Source organism: Oikeobacillus pervagus (genome assembly GCF_030813365.1).
Lineage (GTDB): Bacteria > Bacillota > Bacilli > Bacillales > DSM-23947 > Oikeobacillus > Oikeobacillus pervagus.
Genome location: NZ_JAUSUC010000012.1, coordinates 47,361 through 64,360 on the forward strand (window position 1 = coordinate 47,361; position 17,000 = coordinate 64,360).

Genomic DNA, 17,000 nt, shown 5'->3' on the forward strand with positions numbered 1-17,000 from the left:
AAGTAGGCCCTTGTTGAATACTTTTTTACAACAACATCCTTGAAGTCATTGTGAAAGATGAGATGCAGTATCTGCCTCTAATGTTTTACACCGTATGAAACATTCTATGAAACAAGAATTTTCGGGGCGTCACTGTGACGGAGATCCAATTATCAAAAGAAGATTAAAGAAGGTCGTAAAAAGAAGCAAGCAATGGTATATGTGGAGCGGAGATTAGTAAATATTGTTTATCGGATTATGAAGAATAAAGAACCATATGTGCTGCCTGAATCAAAAGTTGAAGAAGAAAGTGCATGAAATCCAGCTCTAGGACATCATTTCCTAGAGTTCGGCTTCACACTTCTAATGGACAACAGGATGTAATTGTTTTTCAAGAGATTGTACTTCACATTTCAATTCTTGTAATTGACCATTTAACTCATCTATTTCATCTGAAGTAAGCTCGTATTCAAGGGAGTATTCGGCTATTTTTTTCATTTCAAAAAGCTTTGTCTCTATTTCTTCGAGGATTTGATCTTGCTCCTTACACCATTGGATCTGTTCCTCAAGAATTTTTTTATTTTGATGTTCATCTTTATTCAATTTGTTATCTCCTTTTTGGTGTTATAGAAAATCGGGGGTTACACTTTCAATTTTTGAAGACTTAGGTGGGACGAACCTATCCCTGTTGTTCCTACCTGTGTCCCTATTAAAATCCTCCCTATAAATCAGACTTTCTTACGACATCCAATAAAAGAACTAAATCAGAATGATATATTGGATTGATTCAAAGATAGTGAATACTGATCATTAATTTTATCTTTTAAAGAGTTTATGGAATATTATAATAATCAGTAGATACAGTAATACAATGGCACCTAATATTGCACTTAATATATATTGCCCTATAGTTATATCGTTCAGTGTACTAAAAATATTATTTAATACTGTTTTATATGAAAGGAGATATTTTCCTAAAACCAAAATGGAGAATAACGAAACGAGGACTACTACCCTTTTAAAATATTCTTGAGCCATCGTCATAAAATCTACTTTTAAGTTAATCGTCTCAGAATTCTTTTTTGAGTAGTTATAAAGTTTTACAATTAACCTTTTCTTTTTATTCACATTGTTTTCTAGCATAAAGCGTGGAAAAGAGAGTCTATAATAATTTTGGCGTTGTAATGCTTTTATAGAAAACCATATAGCTCTACACAAATAAATTATAGATAAAGTCATAAGGAAAATTAAGATTATCATAAAAGGAGATTGAATAACAGAATTATTTAAAATCAGATCTTTCGACAAATATATTAAAATGGTTGCAGTAACTCCAAATGTACCAATAAAAATTGTTGATTTTGATTCTACATCCTTCTTCCTTTCTTCTTCACTTTCATAGTATTTGTTAGCATACTCTAACATTAAGTCCAAATCCTCTTCTTCCCAGTCACAGTCTTCCTCTCCTATTTGTAAAACGTCATGTTCTTCAAGAGGATCTAACAATGGCCATATAAATTCACGTATATTTTTAATTAACTCTTTAATCCTTTGTAACACTAACCTAAACACCATCTTCTAGTAGATTTACTATTTCCCTGCTTAATGGGAAATGTAACCTTTTCTCAATCCATGCCCACTGCCCATTGGGATTTATTTCCAAGAAAATATACTCATCCTCGCCGGTATAAATTAAATCTATGGCTGAATAGTTTAATTTCAACTTATGAGTAAGTTCAATACATTTTCTTTTAATCTCAATTGGCAATATGTGTTCATAATGTTCAAGTGGCTTTAGCCCCCTCCTCCAATCAATTGATGAATCTTCATTTATCTGTGAATGTATCTCAGCAGCAAAGACTCTTTCGCCAATTACCGTCACCCTTATGTCAAATTTCTTTGGAATGTTCCTTTGTAAGTACAATGGAAAGGATTCAACCCTAACGGGATTATTAAAAATATTTTCTTCAACCTTTGTTGTAAAAATGGCTTTTGAACCTTTATCATTTAGCATATATCCACTTTTTATAGGTTTAATAATACAATTATTGTCGTTTTTCTCATAAAAATTAACTAAAATATTATATTGATTGGAAATTAGTGAATTTGGGATACAGAAACCAACTTCTTTAGCCAATTGAAGCTGATAAATTTTATTCTCTGCCTCTCTAATTCTATAAACATTATTCAGCCAATATTTATCTTCAAGCAATTTATATATACCTTCAAGAATAAAATTTAGCTCACTCTTTAAATAATTAATCTCATAATTACTTAGCTTTTCAATAAAATCAAAATTATTTAATTGGGGTCTCCTGTAATATACAGAATTAAAATTTAATAGCGAGTATCTTTGTTTCTTTACTTTATCAAGTATTTCAAATCTATTGTTATCAAAGTCAAAGGATATATTAACTTTATTAGGTATGTCCTCGGTATTCAATCTATAATAGGCCAAATTTCTTTTTTGAAGCTCTTTAACTACAAAATCAACCGTCACATCATCTTTATTCGTTATAATTAAAACTCTCATCGTCCCGTTCTCTTTCTACGAATGTTTTTGATTCTAATTCCAAAAATAAATTTTCTTCATCATCTCTTTCTCTATTAACCTCAGTTTTGGAGAATAATTCACTATAATTAAAATCTTCATCGTCTCGTTCTCTTTCCACTTTCGTTTTTGTAACCATCTCGCTGGAGATTCCACTATAGTCAACAAGGGGATTTATAACTGAACCCGTTTTTACGACATTCATATCTAAACTATAATCATAACTAAATATTTTCGTATCTTCGCCAATTCTGCAGACAGCATTATCTAAAATAATCGGTTTGTTCACTATTCTTCCTCCCTACTAATAACCATATATACATTTATAAGAAGAGAGACCCTAGCAAAACTAGAGTCCCTTCTAAATAATCTAAAATTAACGAAGAAGTTGTAAAACTCCTTGTGGTTGTTGGTTCGCTTGAGCCAACATTGCTTGTGCTGCTTGAGAAAGAATAGAGTTTTTAGTTTGCTCCATCATCTCTTTCGCCATATCGACATCCCTTACACGAGATTCTGCAGCAGTTAGGTTTTCAGAAGAAGTTCCTAAGTTGTTGATTGTATGTTCTAAACGGTTTTGGAATGCACCAAGGTTAGAACGTTGAGTTGATACTTTTTCAATAGCATCGTTAATCTTAGTAATAGCTTCTTCTGCACCTGCTTTATTAGATAAGTCAATATCTTTAATTCCTAAAGCATCTGTACGCATATCTTCAATAGTAACCTTCATTGTTTGAGTTTGGTTAGCTCCGATTTGGAAGTCTACACCGCCACCTTGAGTAGCACTATTTTGTTTAGCTAGACCTAGTAATTGAGCAGCTTCACTGTTGTCGAATTTAATACTGCTTGTTGCTTTATCTGAACCACTTTCAACAACAAATGCTCCATCTTTAACAGATACTGATACTTCTTTAACTTGTTCGGAAGTTGGAACTGTTGCATTATATGCCTTAATAGCTTCATTTAAATCCTTTTGAAGACCAGTTGCAATAGCTCCCATGTCACTATCTTTTGTAACAGTCTGCGCAGCGAAACCACCTGACCCAGATTGATCATTTAAATCGACGGCAATAGATTTTCCATCTACCTCAAAGGTAAAAGTCGCAGCACCTGCAGTCCCAGCTAGAGTTTTAAGAGCTGCTAAACTTCCACCACCAGCTGCATCAACTACCCCTTCAGATCCAGTAGCATTATGTGCAGTATCTACTGTAAAGCCAGCTGCTTCCCAAAGATTTGTAGCCCCTGTAGCGGGAGAATCTACATGAATAGTTGAAGTCGCACCTTCAGATCCTGACTTAATCAAAACTTTAGTGGCAGCAGCAGGGTCTTTTGAAACAGTTACATTTGCAATACTAGTTCCATTGCTTGTGTTATATGCGTCAATAGCTTTGTTTATATCTTTTTGAAGTTGACTTGCAAACGCGTCAACGTCAGCAGTACCAGAACCATCTGATGTTGCTCTATAGTCTGCTTGCGTAGCAGTAAAACTGATTTTCGCACCATCAATAGTGATTGATTGTGAACCTCCAGTAAAGGCATCCAGTTTTGAACCATCTACAGTGGTAGAGGATTGAGCGGCAGTTTCTTTACCAAGTGCAGAGCTAATAACCGCTGCATTATCAGTTCCAGCTACTTTTTTCTCACCTATAGAACCATCAATTAATTTCTTTGTATTAAATTCAGTTGTATTACCAATACGGTCAATCTCTTCTTTCAACTGATTGATTTCAGTATTAATTGACTCACGGTCAGCATCTGTGTTTGTGTCATTTGATGATTGAACCGCTAATTCACGCATACGTTGAAGAATAGAGTGTGTTTCATTTAAAGCTCCCTCAGCCGTTTGAAGTAAACTTACACCATCTTGTGCATTCTTTGCTGCCATGTCCAACCCACGAATTTGTCCACGCATTTTTTCAGAGATTGCTAGACCTGCAGCATCATCTCCAGCTTTATTAATACGTAATCCAGAAGATAATTTCTCCATTGATTTACCTTGTGCTGATGAAGCACTATTCAACTGACGAAAAGTAACCTCGAAAATCAAAAATCTCCCTAACCAAGAAACCCATGTAACTCAAAGAATTTGCAGAAAGTGAAGTTGCATCATTAGGAAAACCAAATATAATGGAAAGAACTCCTTCCAAAACATTAGGAAATCATAAAAAAATGAAAGAACGAAAAACAGCAGTTCATTAGGAAACCATTAGAACCGTTCTTCGTTTCTTCCATTAAAAACCCATTTGCTAGGCATTTTGCTGTAACAATGTCTCGACTTCTCGCTCATAACCGTACTTTTGGAAGAACTCAATCAATGCAACCTCAAAGATTTCCCGCTGATTGATGTTCTTTTCCTTGCTAAAATCTCTAACCATTTGGTCAAGGGTGTTCGTCATATGAACCGATTTTGTAACAAATAAACCAGGAAGGGTAAAGCGGGGGATTTGTCCTGACGCTACTGACGCTCCCAAAAGGCTTTGTAAGCCCTCCTTGTTCGAAGCTAACCATTCGAGTAAAGGTAGAAATTGCTCACCGTCACCATTTCCAATGGAAAGGGAACCCTCTAATGAAGCGTCATTACTGACAGTAGTAACCTTTTCCCCATCATTAGGCATGGTCGGAGAAGTAGAGAGATAATTCCCTGCCTCCTGCGACCATTCAAAGCCTTTTGACTTCATGTAAGAAGCCATTTCTAAGTGATTTTCGAAGCCTACCTTCACTGCAACCTCCTTCAAATCCGCTCCTTCCTTGTTCAATTCCATTACAATTCTTCGAACTCGGTCTGATGGAAAATTCGCCATTGTTTCTAGTGAAGCCTTGATAGCATCTGCTGGTACATAGGTAGCCTTTCGCTTGTCCCAAACAAAATTCTTACGACTCATATAGCTATCCATAGAACGATAAGTTGAATAACGATACTGCTCAGCCACTTCTTCCCTTGAATAACCTTCCCCTAACAGTTTTAAGATTCCTTTAACCTTGTCATCATAAATCGGTTGCAATGCTTCCGCTTTAGTCATTGTTTACTCTCCTTTATAGTGTGTTAACAGCTTCTTTCAAATCATCCATATTGCTGTGGACATAAATACTCGTTGTTTTTAGGCTGCTATGTCCAAGCAGTTTTGAAATCTTGACCAAATGAACATCGTTTTTGACTAGCTTTGAGGCAAAGGAGTGACGCAGAATGTGTGCAGTTACGTTCTTTTTCCATCCTAATGCCCGATTCGTATCCCTAAATATCTTGGATACCCTAGTTTTTGAAAACGTACCAGTGTTTCTTGTAGCAAAGAAGTAATCCGAATTCACCCGCCAGTTCTCCGTGTAATCCACAAACAACTCCTTCAATTTTGCATTGATTGGAACAAAGCGGTCTTTGTTCCCCTTCCCATGCCTAATGTGAATTAGGTTGTCTTCTAAATCGACATCCTCTACATGAAGATTTAGGCATTCTGAAATACGCATTCCAGTGTAATAAAGGGTTTGTGCGACTAAACGGGCAAGGTCATGTTGGATAGCATCTACAAATTGATGAACCTCTTCTTCAGAAAGATATTGCCGCTCTTTTTGCTGACATTTGATTGGCTCAAGCCTTACGGTAACATTCTTGTCACACCATTCGCTTTTGTAGGCATAGCCAAAGAATGACCGCATGCTTCCTAACACACGTTTTCGGCTAATGGGCTGGTACCCCTTAGTATTCTTAAGATAATAAAGATACTCCTCAACATCTTCTTGTGTAATGTCCTCCAAATAAACTGGACTGTTATATTTCTCTTCTAGGTAACGGTTTAGAAGTGATAAATCTTCATGATAGGCTTTTATCGTAACTGGACTCCGCTCAATGTTTGCTTGGTACTTTCCAAACTGCTCAACTGATTCCATAAATAACATATAAATGTCTCCCTTCTAATGATTGCAAGGTAATAATATAATTTTGGGTTCTTGTTTTGATTCCGGTAAAATTTGCCCCTCAAAGCGTCAGTAGCAACCCTTCTTTCGCTACTGACACTACTGTAGGTGCAAAGGGATGATTACCATCCCGCAAATTCATCATAATCTTCCGACAGTTCATTGTCTGTGACTTCATTTGAATCAGTACCTGTCCGTTTCAATGTCCCTTGTTGCGGGCGAATCGGAACAACATTGCCGCCAGATTTTTGAATGGATACCTTTTTGGAGTCTCCTGCATGGCGAATGTCAAAAGTAATCCCTACATCTTCTAAATTGGACTTCACTTCCTTTAGCCTTCTGCTTAGAATGTGAGCTGCTCTCGGGAATGTTTTGACTTTGGTATTAATCTTTTCTTGTTCGGCTACACGTTCTAGTTCACCTAGCAAACTAGCAACGGAACCCGACCAAGATTGATTTTCCATCATAAGAGCAACAACTGTAGCGGCTACTGGATGTGAGGAAATAGCTTCTTCGTTCGATTGATTGCGATTTTTACGGTAGGCTTGCAAGAATCGTTCCCCACCATATCCTAAGACTTCCGCAATGGCAAAGCCCCAGCGAGTAAAATCTGCCATCCGTGGAAGTTTGTCTAATTGCACATCTGGATAGATAGCCATTGCTTTTGCTAAAGTTTGCAAAGCTCCACCTACTATGGATGCTCTATCCTTTTCAAATGCTTCCCATACATCTCGTTCTTCCTTTCGTTCATCCTCTGGAATACGGTCTAATTCAATGATAATGGAACGGTCAATCAAGTCTGCTCTTGTAACGACTACATTGATACCTGTCAATCCAACACATCTGCGAAGGTCAAGTAGCGTTTCATCATCATCTGTAAACAAGGTACGTTTGCTAAATCCTCCACCTGTAGAAGCAATACATAATAGGTCGCTTTTTTCAGCTGACAAACCATCCAAATTATCAAAAGATGGCATGTAGTTGTTTGCCAATGATATTGCCAAATCCTGCATACTATTAGGCATCGTTAACAAATCCTGAACAGCAGGGTCAACTACTTGTCTTGTCAATCGCATGGAAGTGGACTTAGACGCTCCTTTTTCACCACTGAATACAAGTACAGCATGCGGAATACTCGGAATTAGGCATGTGACAACATAGATAAGATAAAGAATTTGGTCATCTTCATTCTTAATCCGTATGTGATTTAGTAATAGTTTCAAGTCCCCTGTAAAATCAGGCAATACTTGTGCTTTGGTATTCTTATTTCGGGTAAACAGAGTTGGAGGTTCATCGAGCACTTGGCAGGCATTCGGCTCCACCTTTACTACACTCCAATCCTCATTTGCTAGGTCATAATAAAAAGCACCATCTTTTTCTGTCACCCGTAACTGCAGTCTGCGTTCATCCCCCTCAAAGGCAGCCTTCATTTCCATAACGCCAATTGCTTGATTCATTGCATCACTACCTGGTGCTCTTTTCGTTGCATCATAAAATTGCTTTGTTAGCCACATTTTAAATTTCTTATTCTTCACTTTCATTACTTCCTTATGACCATTGAGTGTAACCGCAGCATAAGCCTCTCCCAAATCATTTTGAAAGAACTCGGCTTCATCACTTACTCGAATCAAAATATCTGCCTGTGATTCCTTTTTGGATTCTTCCTTAGATGATGGATTCCAATTTGGCTCAAATTTCTTTCGCAGTGTTTGCCAGTTTTCCTCCGAACAGCTATTATGATGGCAACCTGCCGCAATCCCCCCGTTTTTAAACTGGATGATAAATGCACTTTTGTTCGTATGGCTTTCATTCCAAGGACAAGTCGACAACACATACTTGGTTGCATCCTTTTGCCAAGGAGCGGAGAAGGCAACATCCAGTTCATGTTGTTCTATAAATTCTTCTAGGTTGAAACCTTCTTCCGTGTTGCTCTTTTTAGAAGCTGATTTGCTCTTAGTCTGCATTGTTGGACATAAAGCTGCTAATGACTTCAACTGTTCCACTGACACTTCTTTCAGTTCTTCTGGACAAGATAAGATTTGAGACAGCCGATGTGGTCGTTCATCTGTATGGTCACCTTTGCAAGCCATTGTGCCATAAAGCTTCCAAATTCGAGCGGCATTGAAAACTCCCTTATCCACATTGACCGATTCGTTACTGAATTGGAAATCCAATGCTTCTAATACCGTTTTGACAAGCATTGTACTTTCATCATCATTTGGAAGGTCAATAGGATACAACAAATGAGCGCCATTACCGCTGTCTGCCACAATAGGTTCACTCCAACCTCTTTCTGTCAGAAACCTTTGTACTTCCTTCGCCCTCGTGTGAGCGGATTGGTGTTCTTCCTCCGTTGATGAAATACCAGCTGGACGTACTGGGTCAAAATCAATCGGAAACCAGCGTCTGCACTCAATGTCAGCATCGGTAGTTGTGTTTTTAGCTCGCTGCACAATCCGATTTGCCGCTCTTGAAAGCAAATCCGTTTTTGTTGGATTAAGGGTAAAATAGATTGCAGGAACCTTTCCATCGTATTCCCCTGCAACATCCGCTAATTCTTGGTAATCGCTAAAGTAGCCGCTAACTGTGCCTTTTGTTGTTTTCAAGATGCGTAATTCTGTTACCTCTACATTCTTTCTCAATACGGCAAGGGATTCCATAATAATTTCTTCTGTTGTTTTTGCTTCTGTGTATGTCATTTTTTTTGTTGGCTCCTTTTTTGTTTTGTCTCATGTAGTGTCAGTACCGACTATAGCAACCATTGCCGCTACAGTCGGTACTGTTGGTTCGTTAGGGTATTACATGTCGCCAAAGTCGATGTCATCAACATCAAACAATTGATTCATAATTTCACTATCTTCTTCATTCGATGCCTTGGGTGGAATGATAGTTGCCCTTTTCTGGATTCTGACAATGTTGCTATAAACAACGTTGTCACGTTCCACGTTTTCAATTGTTGCTGTTACTTCCATACCTACCAATGCGTTATTATCAAGTTCTTCACCTTCCGCTGGAAGAACATCCAAATCATTTAGCGTTTTCATGAACTTCCCTTTCTCAGACCATGTGATGGTTGGTGCATAGTACAAATAAACCAATTCACCATTCGGTTTAATAAATTCTACTTTGATGTTAAGAGCAACTCGCTTGCCTGAATCGTGATAGAAACTATCAAACTCTTTAACTTCTACAGATAAAATTCTTCCTTCTTGTGCTCCATCGCCTAATGGGTTCTTATTTGACTTGCTTGAAGGACGGACTAATTTTGATTGCATACTACTCATTTTAATAACCTCCATTTTCACTGATAAATGTTTGATAGGGCTTGTTGTGATTAACTCTTACACATTTATTGTACAGGTAAAAACGGACAACTTTGGGACATCAAACAGAGCAATTTTGTCCCAAAAACCAACTCAGTTTTTCTTGACAAAAAAAGAAACGGACAACTTTTAACTGTCCGTTTCATCCATATTTCTTAGATATGCTTCCATATCCCTTTTAATTATTTCTCCCGTAACTTCTTCTTGTAGGTCACGGTCTTTCCCTTCTAAAACCTTTTGAACGTCCAATCCTTTTTCCATTGCGATAGCTATTATTCTCTTCTTGAGTTGCTCCGCCTTTAGGTCTGATTCTACACCATTTCTCCATGCATTCATTTGGGAAGAGTCTTTCAAAAATGACAGGTACTCCTTTATTTTTTGCTCCCGTAAAGAATAACATTCCAAATCTACGAGGAGATTTATATCACGTTGCACTAGCTGCTCAATCTCATCCTGTAATTGATAGAAACTGTCATCGCTATTTACCCGTTCGATAAGGAGTTTATTTAATGGTAATTCAGGATTAGCTTTAAAGCCTTCCTTAAAAAATCCAATAAGCTTTTCATATTCCTTTCCAGTTAATACTTCATCTGCTGCCATTCTAGCAAAAAGGTCTTGTCCTTCACCCGTCTGGTCATTTTTAATCATGTTATATAAGTTTCTAGTGATAATAATAAACGACTTTTTCTCTTCATGGGGAATCCGCTGCCTTACTTCATCGTTACCCGTTATATTTTTCATCACTTTGACTATGCGCTGTACAGCCTTATATTCAGCATCAAAGTGAGCATCCTTTAATTCTGGAATCCCAGCGATTTCGGGAATAAGTTCCCGTAGTGAATACGATGGTTTAATTTTCTTGTTTTTGCTCATGTTGGTTTCGCCTTCCATTACCTAGTATTTTTTTCTACATCATATCACCTTGAATGGGTAAGAAAAAGACAGAACGAAATATCAACCAAACTTTTGATTACCTAAAGTAGCGTCAGTAGCGCAACAGCGTCCCTACTTTTACTACTGATTCTTCGCTAGGGTTCAAAAGGAATGCAAAAAAACAAGAACCTACAATAGATTCTTGTTCATTCAGGAATATAAATTGCTCCTTGTTTACCTTCTATTCTTCTTAGACAATTCTTCCAAAGCGATTGCTAAAATAGCACACATTACTTTTTTGATGATAACAATTTGCTTCGTATCCATCTTATTTTTCCTCCATTTCTTATAATAGATTGACCGCATCCATCTTCTCTTGCTTAGTCGTTTGAATGTAGAACCTTGCTGTCATATTCACAGTGGAATGACCTGCGATTTTACTAACCGTTGTAAGGTCTACACCTTTTTTCAACAGCCTTGTACAAAACGTATGACGAAACAAATGTGGATGCAGCTTGAATCCTAGTTCCTTCGAAATCTTTGCTAACCAATCCCTTACTGCATCACGATGCATTTTTTCTGCTCGTTGGCTCACTAATAGATAGTCGCTATGGCTGAAATTAGATGCAGAACGCTCTTCCTTTATGTAGTCCTTTACTAATTGAAGCACATCCTGTCTAAGCCCGATTTCACGTCTCTTTCCGCCTTTCCCAATCACCGCCAATTGATTCATTAGGAAGTCAATGTCTACAATTTTGATTCCAATCAATTCGCTAACCCTTACACCCGTATAGAGCAGCAAATATACAATCAGCTTGTTACGAGTTCTAACCTTGCTTCTGTTTTCAACATAGAAAAGCAATTCTTCCACTTGTTCATCCGTAAGGGCATCTACATTGTCCTCACTTCCAGCGGCAATTTTTATTCTATCCCGCTTCAATTGTATGAATGACTCGCTTAGGTGTCCTTTGGTTCTTAGAAAGTCGTTGTAGACTTTTAGACTATTAATCTTTTTGTTGATGGTGGAAATGGCATAGTCCTCCTTCATCAAATGTTCCTTGTATCTGACAAATGAGAAGCGTGATAGGATTGGAACATCGTTCAACTTCTCCTGTAAATATGATTGGAATCCTTTGACGTCGTTCACATAGGACTCAATTGTTTTGGCTGCTTTTCCCTCTGTAAAAAGCCACTTTGCAAATTCTTCAATTTCCAAGAATGATTCACCTCCCAGAATGAAAAAAGGCTATTGATGTACGTTTTTATACACCAATAGCCTTTTATGTTTTCTTTGTATTCATTTCCAAGTTCCTTTCCTAGCCAGCTCACGACAGTTATATAATAATGTCGGCAGTTTTTTTATGCAGAAACCATTCCTTTTCTTTGTCGCTCATACATTCTGTAAATAACGATACATGTCCTATTAGTTTTGTCGTAAGTTTGCTAAAAGTAATGTCGTGAATTCAACTGGGATAGTTCAAAGGATTTTTTAATCGACATAAATCTCATAAGCAATTTGTTCCCCATTCTTTATCCATACTTCGTACAGCTTCTTTCTCGTTTCCTCTTCAAGTACATAACCAGCAATCCACTCGTACCCTTTATCATCTACATACGAAATTGCTTCAATGAGCAATGGGTTGGGTAACTTTTCTAGGTGTTCAGCTGGGATGAGCAAAGCATCTATTTCTTCATGATAGAAATCATGGGCTTCGTAGCCTACATCCTCTCTTTTCACTTCAATACCAAATGTCTTTTTCATTGTTCCTACAAACCATTCCAAATACATCATCTTTTCTCCTCCCAAAATAGAAATAGCCCTAACTCCTCGAAAGGAATTAGGGCTTAAGATAAGCTTAAACATGATAATAATATATTCTTATTTTTATCTTTATTACACAAATTAATATATCAGTATTTAATTACCATATAATATTTGGTATAAAACCTGTAATATATTCCAAACAATAAAAACCTCATTTACTTATACTATGGTTCTCCGTAATATATCTAAATGCGCAATATAGCATTTTTATTAATTATCCAAAAAGGCTAAATAAAGAGTGTTATAATAGTTGCTCTATGTTTGTTTCATTTCTTTCTATAAAGGCTTGAATCTCTTCGAGTTTTGAGGTCTTAAAGGTTAGAGCATTAAAAGGTTTTTCATGAATTTTATTATTCCTAAAAAGATATAACATAACATTTTTCATATTCGTTGATGAGGCTTTATAACTTAAATCAGCAATAGGAGATAGACTTATAATTTCTTTTATCTCATTTAATAATTCTTCACTTTCTAAATCCACTTGGAAATAATAGTAAACCGATGTTACGATAATAGCTAATCCCATTAAAAATTTACTTTGCTTACCTTTCTCTTCACCAAGCATATGTGTTGAAAAAGGAAGCTCTACTTTTTGAGAAAGCTGCAGTAAAAAATTATTGAATGAATTAAATTCATTCTGTAAGAAATTTATATTTTCATCTCCATTGTTCTTATATGTAATCGACTTTGTTTTTAAGAAGTTTTTGGAAGCTGTCATGCCATCTCTTATACCTTCTTGTAAACCATTTTCTAGTATACTTAAAATAACACATAATTCTTGGTGGTTTTTTTGCTTATCATTTCTTGCTTTAGTTATATTATAAATTTTATACAAATTATCCTTTTTAGTAGCTAGATTCCTATCCTCTTCTGAATAGGTATCTTCAGAAAGTATCTTTTCGATTAAAGTGTTATTTTCAATCAAATTATTTATAAAACCACTTAAGTACTTGCTCGTTTCAGAAAAATATGTTGCCATTTCAATTTCCTGCATCTCTAAAGGCTTTGTATTTCTGTTATATCTTTTAAATAATTCAATTTCAATCTCTGGGTCTTCAAAACTTTCAAATTCTAAAACTGATAAATGACTTCCTAAAATCTTTATTTTATCTTTTTTATCTAGCTCCGAAAATTTTTTATTTACATAAACCGGGTCTGAACCTAGTATCTCTAATCCCTTAAGAGCGAATTTATTATTTATATATCTATAAATAGCATTTAATCTGTGCTGTCCATCCATTACATGTCTTATTTGAATATCATTTTTACCTGAAATAACCAAAAATATTTCAGGTATTGGAATATTAATAAGCAATGATTCTATAATAGAACTTTCTTCTTTAATTGTTGCCCTGTATGTTCTTTGATAATCAGGACTTAATACTATTCCCTGAAGGACTTCCATTTCTTTTTCTTCTGTCATTTCATCAGGAAACATTTTTAAATATTTATTCCCTTTATCAATGAAAGTAACTATGTCTTGAACGGAAATAAGAGGTCTATTGGCGTTAATATTTTTCATTGCTTCTAGAAAATTTGTTTTCGTCATCCTATGTTCCCTCCTGTCACTTCCTTATATTGGAATTTTATTGATTTAACAACATTATCTTTATCAGGATATATATTCTCAAAAGTGACACCTAAATTAAATAACTCTTTTAAAATATCTTTTTTATGATTTTTATCTATTATTGCTACTTTACAAAACTTTCCTAGTCTCTCCCTAAATGATTCTTTATCTTCCACTGAAAATTTTAAGAAACACCCTTTTTGAAAATGAATTCTTTCATTAGAATTTCCTAATTTTATAAAATATGAACGGGAGCTTCCTACTTTTCCGTTAATCGTATCTACATTAGATTGAATTGAATAATCAACTAGTTTTTCTCTTTGCCCAATTACTTCTGTATTATATTCAAGAGCATTTACAAAATATACAATTGAATGTTGTTTATCATAATTATACTCCTCGATAGCAAATAACAAGGAAATTAAGTGTGCTTCAGTAAAATCTAAGTAGTCGGTAGGTAAGCCAAAATGTTGACCTTCTGCTCTCATTGCCTCTGCTGATTTACCAATTATATCCTTATCATAATATATTATTTTTTGTTTAAATGCTCCTTCATATGCTGATAGATGCACACTGTAATCTTTTGTATGATTTCTATGAAGTGATGGCAACAGTTCATATGTACAATCTTTTTGACCTCTAGAAACATACTCTTCCGCAGTATGTAATTCTGAAACAAAGGATATATATTCACTTAAAGTTGAAATTAATTTTATATTGGCTTCCTCTATCCCTAGTTTACTAGCCACTGTAGAAACTACATTGTATTCGTTCCATTGTTCACTTGCTTCAGCTTTCTTCTTTGCTATTTCATTTAATTCTCTATATGATATACGTAAAGAACTGGAGATTTCTGAAGGGATTTCCTCTATTATATCTTCTATTCGTAATTGTTTTATTGCCTCTGAATCAAGATTTTCTTCTTTTTTATCCTTTTGGATTATAAAGAAGCTTTGCTTGATATATAATAAGTTATTTTGATAGAATTCAAATTTCTCTTTCTCTCTAGTAGGAGAAATTACTTTGCTTAATTCTTCCTTAATCTGATATTCATCCATTTGAGAAAGCTTTTGAACCTCTTCTTCATATTCTTTTAATATTCTCTGTAGTGTATCCTCATTTCGAGTTAAATCAACTTCACATATAATTGAATTATCAAAAATGCTTGTTGAAGTTATCATAGTGTCCCCCATTTCTACAAAAAAGAATCCATTATTTACAATTAATTTTACCTTAAATATTAAATTTTGTATGTATTTTTAATCACCTTATTACTCATGATACAGCTTATTGCTATGAAGACTAAAATCCCCTTTATATATGGTAATATCCTCTTCAACCTATATTAAAAAGTAGAAGGGACCCTAGCATAACTAGAGTCCCATCCATATAATCTAAAATTAACGAAGAAGTTGTAAAACTCCTTGTGGTTGTTGGTTCGCTTGCTTTGCGACTGTATCTTTCGATGACAGAATAGACTATATCTTCATCCATGCTTTTCATGGAGCTGGGCACTTCGAACAGTTTACACTGCCCTACGAGATTCATAGTCATAGCTTACGCCTTAGACCGTATTCCCTAGTCGTTGAACCTTCTCCAGAGTTTCCTCTTAGGAGCTTGGCTGCTGATTATCCATTGTGTCATCTTCATCATTTTTACACCATCACGCTGACCGTTTCCAGTTACGTTGTGGTTGATGAAGCTTTAGGAAGTTCCAGCAATTCACCCAGTGATGCTCTAGCTCGTTACCAAGCTAGACGCCCTTCAACCAATTATCTCAAGAGTTGTAATACTCCTTGAGGCATTTGATTCGATTGAGCCAACATTGCTTGTGCTGCTTGAGAAAGAATAGAGTTCTTAGTTTGCTCCATCATTTCTTTAGCCATGTCTACGTCACGGATACGAGATTCCGCAGCAGTTAAGTTTTCAGAAGATGTGCTTAAGTTGTTAATTGTGTGCTCTAAACGGTTTTGGTTCGCACCAAGTTTAGAACGTTCAGCAGATACTTTATCAATAGCTGATTGAATAGTTGTTACAGTTGCTGCAGCATCATCATGTGTTAATACACTAAGAGCTTGCTCTGTAGTTGTATTGCTTGTACCATCTGTTACTGCTAATTTTGCATCAGCGTTACCTGTTGTAGAAATACCTAATGCAACTGCTCTCATATCAGAAATATCTAATGTTAAACTTTGATTTTCATTTGCACCAATTTGGAAATTCAATGCCGCACCATCATCTTCTCCTGCAGTAGTAGTTACTGCAGATGATGTAACAGCTGTTGCACCAGATAAATCTGCTTTTAATGCATTGTCTTCACCATTTGCTTTTGCTTCAATAGTTACTTTATTTGATGTAACAGTAACCGTATATTTAGCATTTAAATCTGCGTCAGCTTCAATAGTAGCTTTAAGGTTTCCTGCAGTAGTAGCAATATCAGTATCCCAAGCTTCTTCAATTCCCAGTGCTGAGACTTTCCCGCCAGTCATACCAGTTAAATCAAATTCAATTTTAGCTTTAGAACCTGTAGTAGCTGAGTCCTTAGAGCCATTTAGAAGTTTTTGAGTATTAAACTCAGTTGTATTACCAATACGGTTAATTTCAGATGTCATTTGGTTAATTTCTTTTTGGATTTCTTCACGGTCAGAAGTAGTGTTTGTATCATTACCAGCTTGTACCGCTAATTCACGCATACGTTGAAGAATATCATGTGTTTCATTTAGAGCACCTTCAGCTGTTTGAACTAAAGAGATTGCATCTTGAGAGTTTTTAGATGCTTGGTCTAATCCGCGAATTTGTCCACGCATTTTTTCAGAGATTGCAAGACCTGCTGCGTCATCTCCAGCTTTGTTAATACGAAGACCTGAAGATAATTTCTCCATAGATTTTGATTGTGCAGTTGAAGCACTATTCAACTGACGATATGTGTTAAGCGCTGCAATATTATGATTAATTCTCATTTTATTTTCCTCC

Annotated in this window: 15 protein-coding genes; all 15 read right to left on the bottom strand. The window is 35.9% G+C overall.

Going from position 1 to position 17,000, the window contains the following annotated elements:
• Positions 1-342 precede the first annotated feature (342 nt).
• The 15 genes from J2S13_RS06560 to J2S13_RS06630 all read right to left on the bottom strand — a co-directional run bounded on the left by J2S13_RS06560 (position 343) and on the right by J2S13_RS06630 (position 16,987).
• Positions 343-582 (bottom strand): hypothetical protein, encoded by a 240-nt coding sequence (locus tag J2S13_RS06560; RefSeq protein ID WP_307256933.1) that lies wholly within the window; start codon positions 580-582, stop codon positions 343-345.
• 213 nt (positions 583-795) lie between these two features.
• Positions 796-1,539, bottom strand: coding sequence for a hypothetical protein (locus J2S13_RS06565; RefSeq protein WP_307256934.1), 744 nt, complete (start codon positions 1,537-1,539; stop codon positions 796-798).
• A 4-nt stretch (positions 1,540-1,543) separates the two neighbouring features.
• The gene (locus tag J2S13_RS06570; protein WP_307256935.1) at positions 1,544-2,512 is read right to left on the bottom strand and encodes an MvdC/MvdD family ATP grasp protein; all 969 of its coding nucleotides are present in this window, start codon (positions 2,510-2,512) and stop codon (positions 1,544-1,546) included.
• On the bottom strand, positions 2,487-2,819 hold the full coding sequence (locus J2S13_RS06575; RefSeq protein WP_307256936.1) for a hypothetical protein: 333 nt from the start codon (positions 2,817-2,819) through the stop codon (positions 2,487-2,489). Before J2S13_RS06575 ends, J2S13_RS06570 begins: the two co-directional genes overlap by 26 nt.
• Before the next feature lie 87 nt (positions 2,820-2,906).
• A complete protein-coding gene (locus tag J2S13_RS06580) occupies positions 2,907-4,514 on the bottom strand; it encodes a flagellin N-terminal helical domain-containing protein (RefSeq protein WP_370873976.1) in 1,608 nt (535 codons plus the stop codon).
• Positions 4,515-4,773: 259 nt separating this feature from the next.
• On the bottom strand, positions 4,774-5,547 hold the full coding sequence (locus J2S13_RS06585) for a hypothetical protein (RefSeq protein WP_107919928.1): 774 nt from the start codon (positions 5,545-5,547) through the stop codon (positions 4,774-4,776).
• A gap of 13 nt (positions 5,548-5,560) precedes the next feature.
• Positions 5,561-6,418, bottom strand: a complete 858-nt coding sequence (locus tag J2S13_RS06590; RefSeq protein WP_107919927.1) for a tyrosine-type recombinase/integrase — start codon at positions 6,416-6,418, stop codon at positions 5,561-5,563.
• Between the two features lie 140 nt (positions 6,419-6,558).
• On the bottom strand, positions 6,559-9,135 hold the full coding sequence (locus J2S13_RS06595) for an AICE element replication initiation protein (RefSeq protein WP_307256938.1): 2,577 nt from the start codon (positions 9,133-9,135) through the stop codon (positions 6,559-6,561).
• A gap of 99 nt (positions 9,136-9,234) precedes the next feature.
• Positions 9,235-9,720: a hypothetical protein gene (locus tag J2S13_RS06600; RefSeq protein WP_307256939.1), complete on the bottom strand. Its 486-nt coding sequence runs from the start codon at positions 9,718-9,720 to the stop codon at positions 9,235-9,237.
• Positions 9,721-9,888: 168 nt separating this feature from the next.
• Positions 9,889-10,632 (bottom strand): hypothetical protein, encoded by a 744-nt coding sequence (locus J2S13_RS06605; RefSeq protein WP_307256940.1) that lies wholly within the window; start codon positions 10,630-10,632, stop codon positions 9,889-9,891.
• 346 nt (positions 10,633-10,978) lie between these two features.
• Positions 10,979-11,848: a tyrosine-type recombinase/integrase gene (locus J2S13_RS06610; protein ID WP_307256941.1), complete on the bottom strand. Its 870-nt coding sequence runs from the start codon at positions 11,846-11,848 to the stop codon at positions 10,979-10,981.
• 273 nt (positions 11,849-12,121) lie between these two features.
• Positions 12,122-12,424 carry a hypothetical protein gene (locus J2S13_RS06615; protein WP_307256942.1) on the bottom strand — a complete coding sequence of 101 codons (303 nt, stop codon included), beginning with the start codon at positions 12,422-12,424 and terminating at the stop codon, positions 12,122-12,124.
• 274 nt (positions 12,425-12,698) lie between these two features.
• Positions 12,699-14,006 carry a DUF262 domain-containing protein gene (locus J2S13_RS06620; RefSeq protein WP_307256943.1) on the bottom strand — a complete coding sequence of 436 codons (1,308 nt, stop codon included), beginning with the start codon at positions 14,004-14,006 and terminating at the stop codon, positions 12,699-12,701.
• Complete coding sequence (locus tag J2S13_RS06625; RefSeq protein ID WP_307256944.1) at positions 14,003-15,208, bottom strand: FRG domain-containing protein; 1,206 nt, start codon at positions 15,206-15,208, stop codon at positions 14,003-14,005. Before J2S13_RS06625 ends, J2S13_RS06620 begins: the two co-directional genes overlap by 4 nt.
• Before the next feature lie 591 nt (positions 15,209-15,799).
• Positions 15,800-16,987, bottom strand: a complete 1,188-nt coding sequence (locus J2S13_RS06630; RefSeq protein ID WP_307256945.1) for a flagellin N-terminal helical domain-containing protein — start codon at positions 16,985-16,987, stop codon at positions 15,800-15,802.
• Between the last annotated feature and the right edge of the window lie 13 nt (positions 16,988-17,000).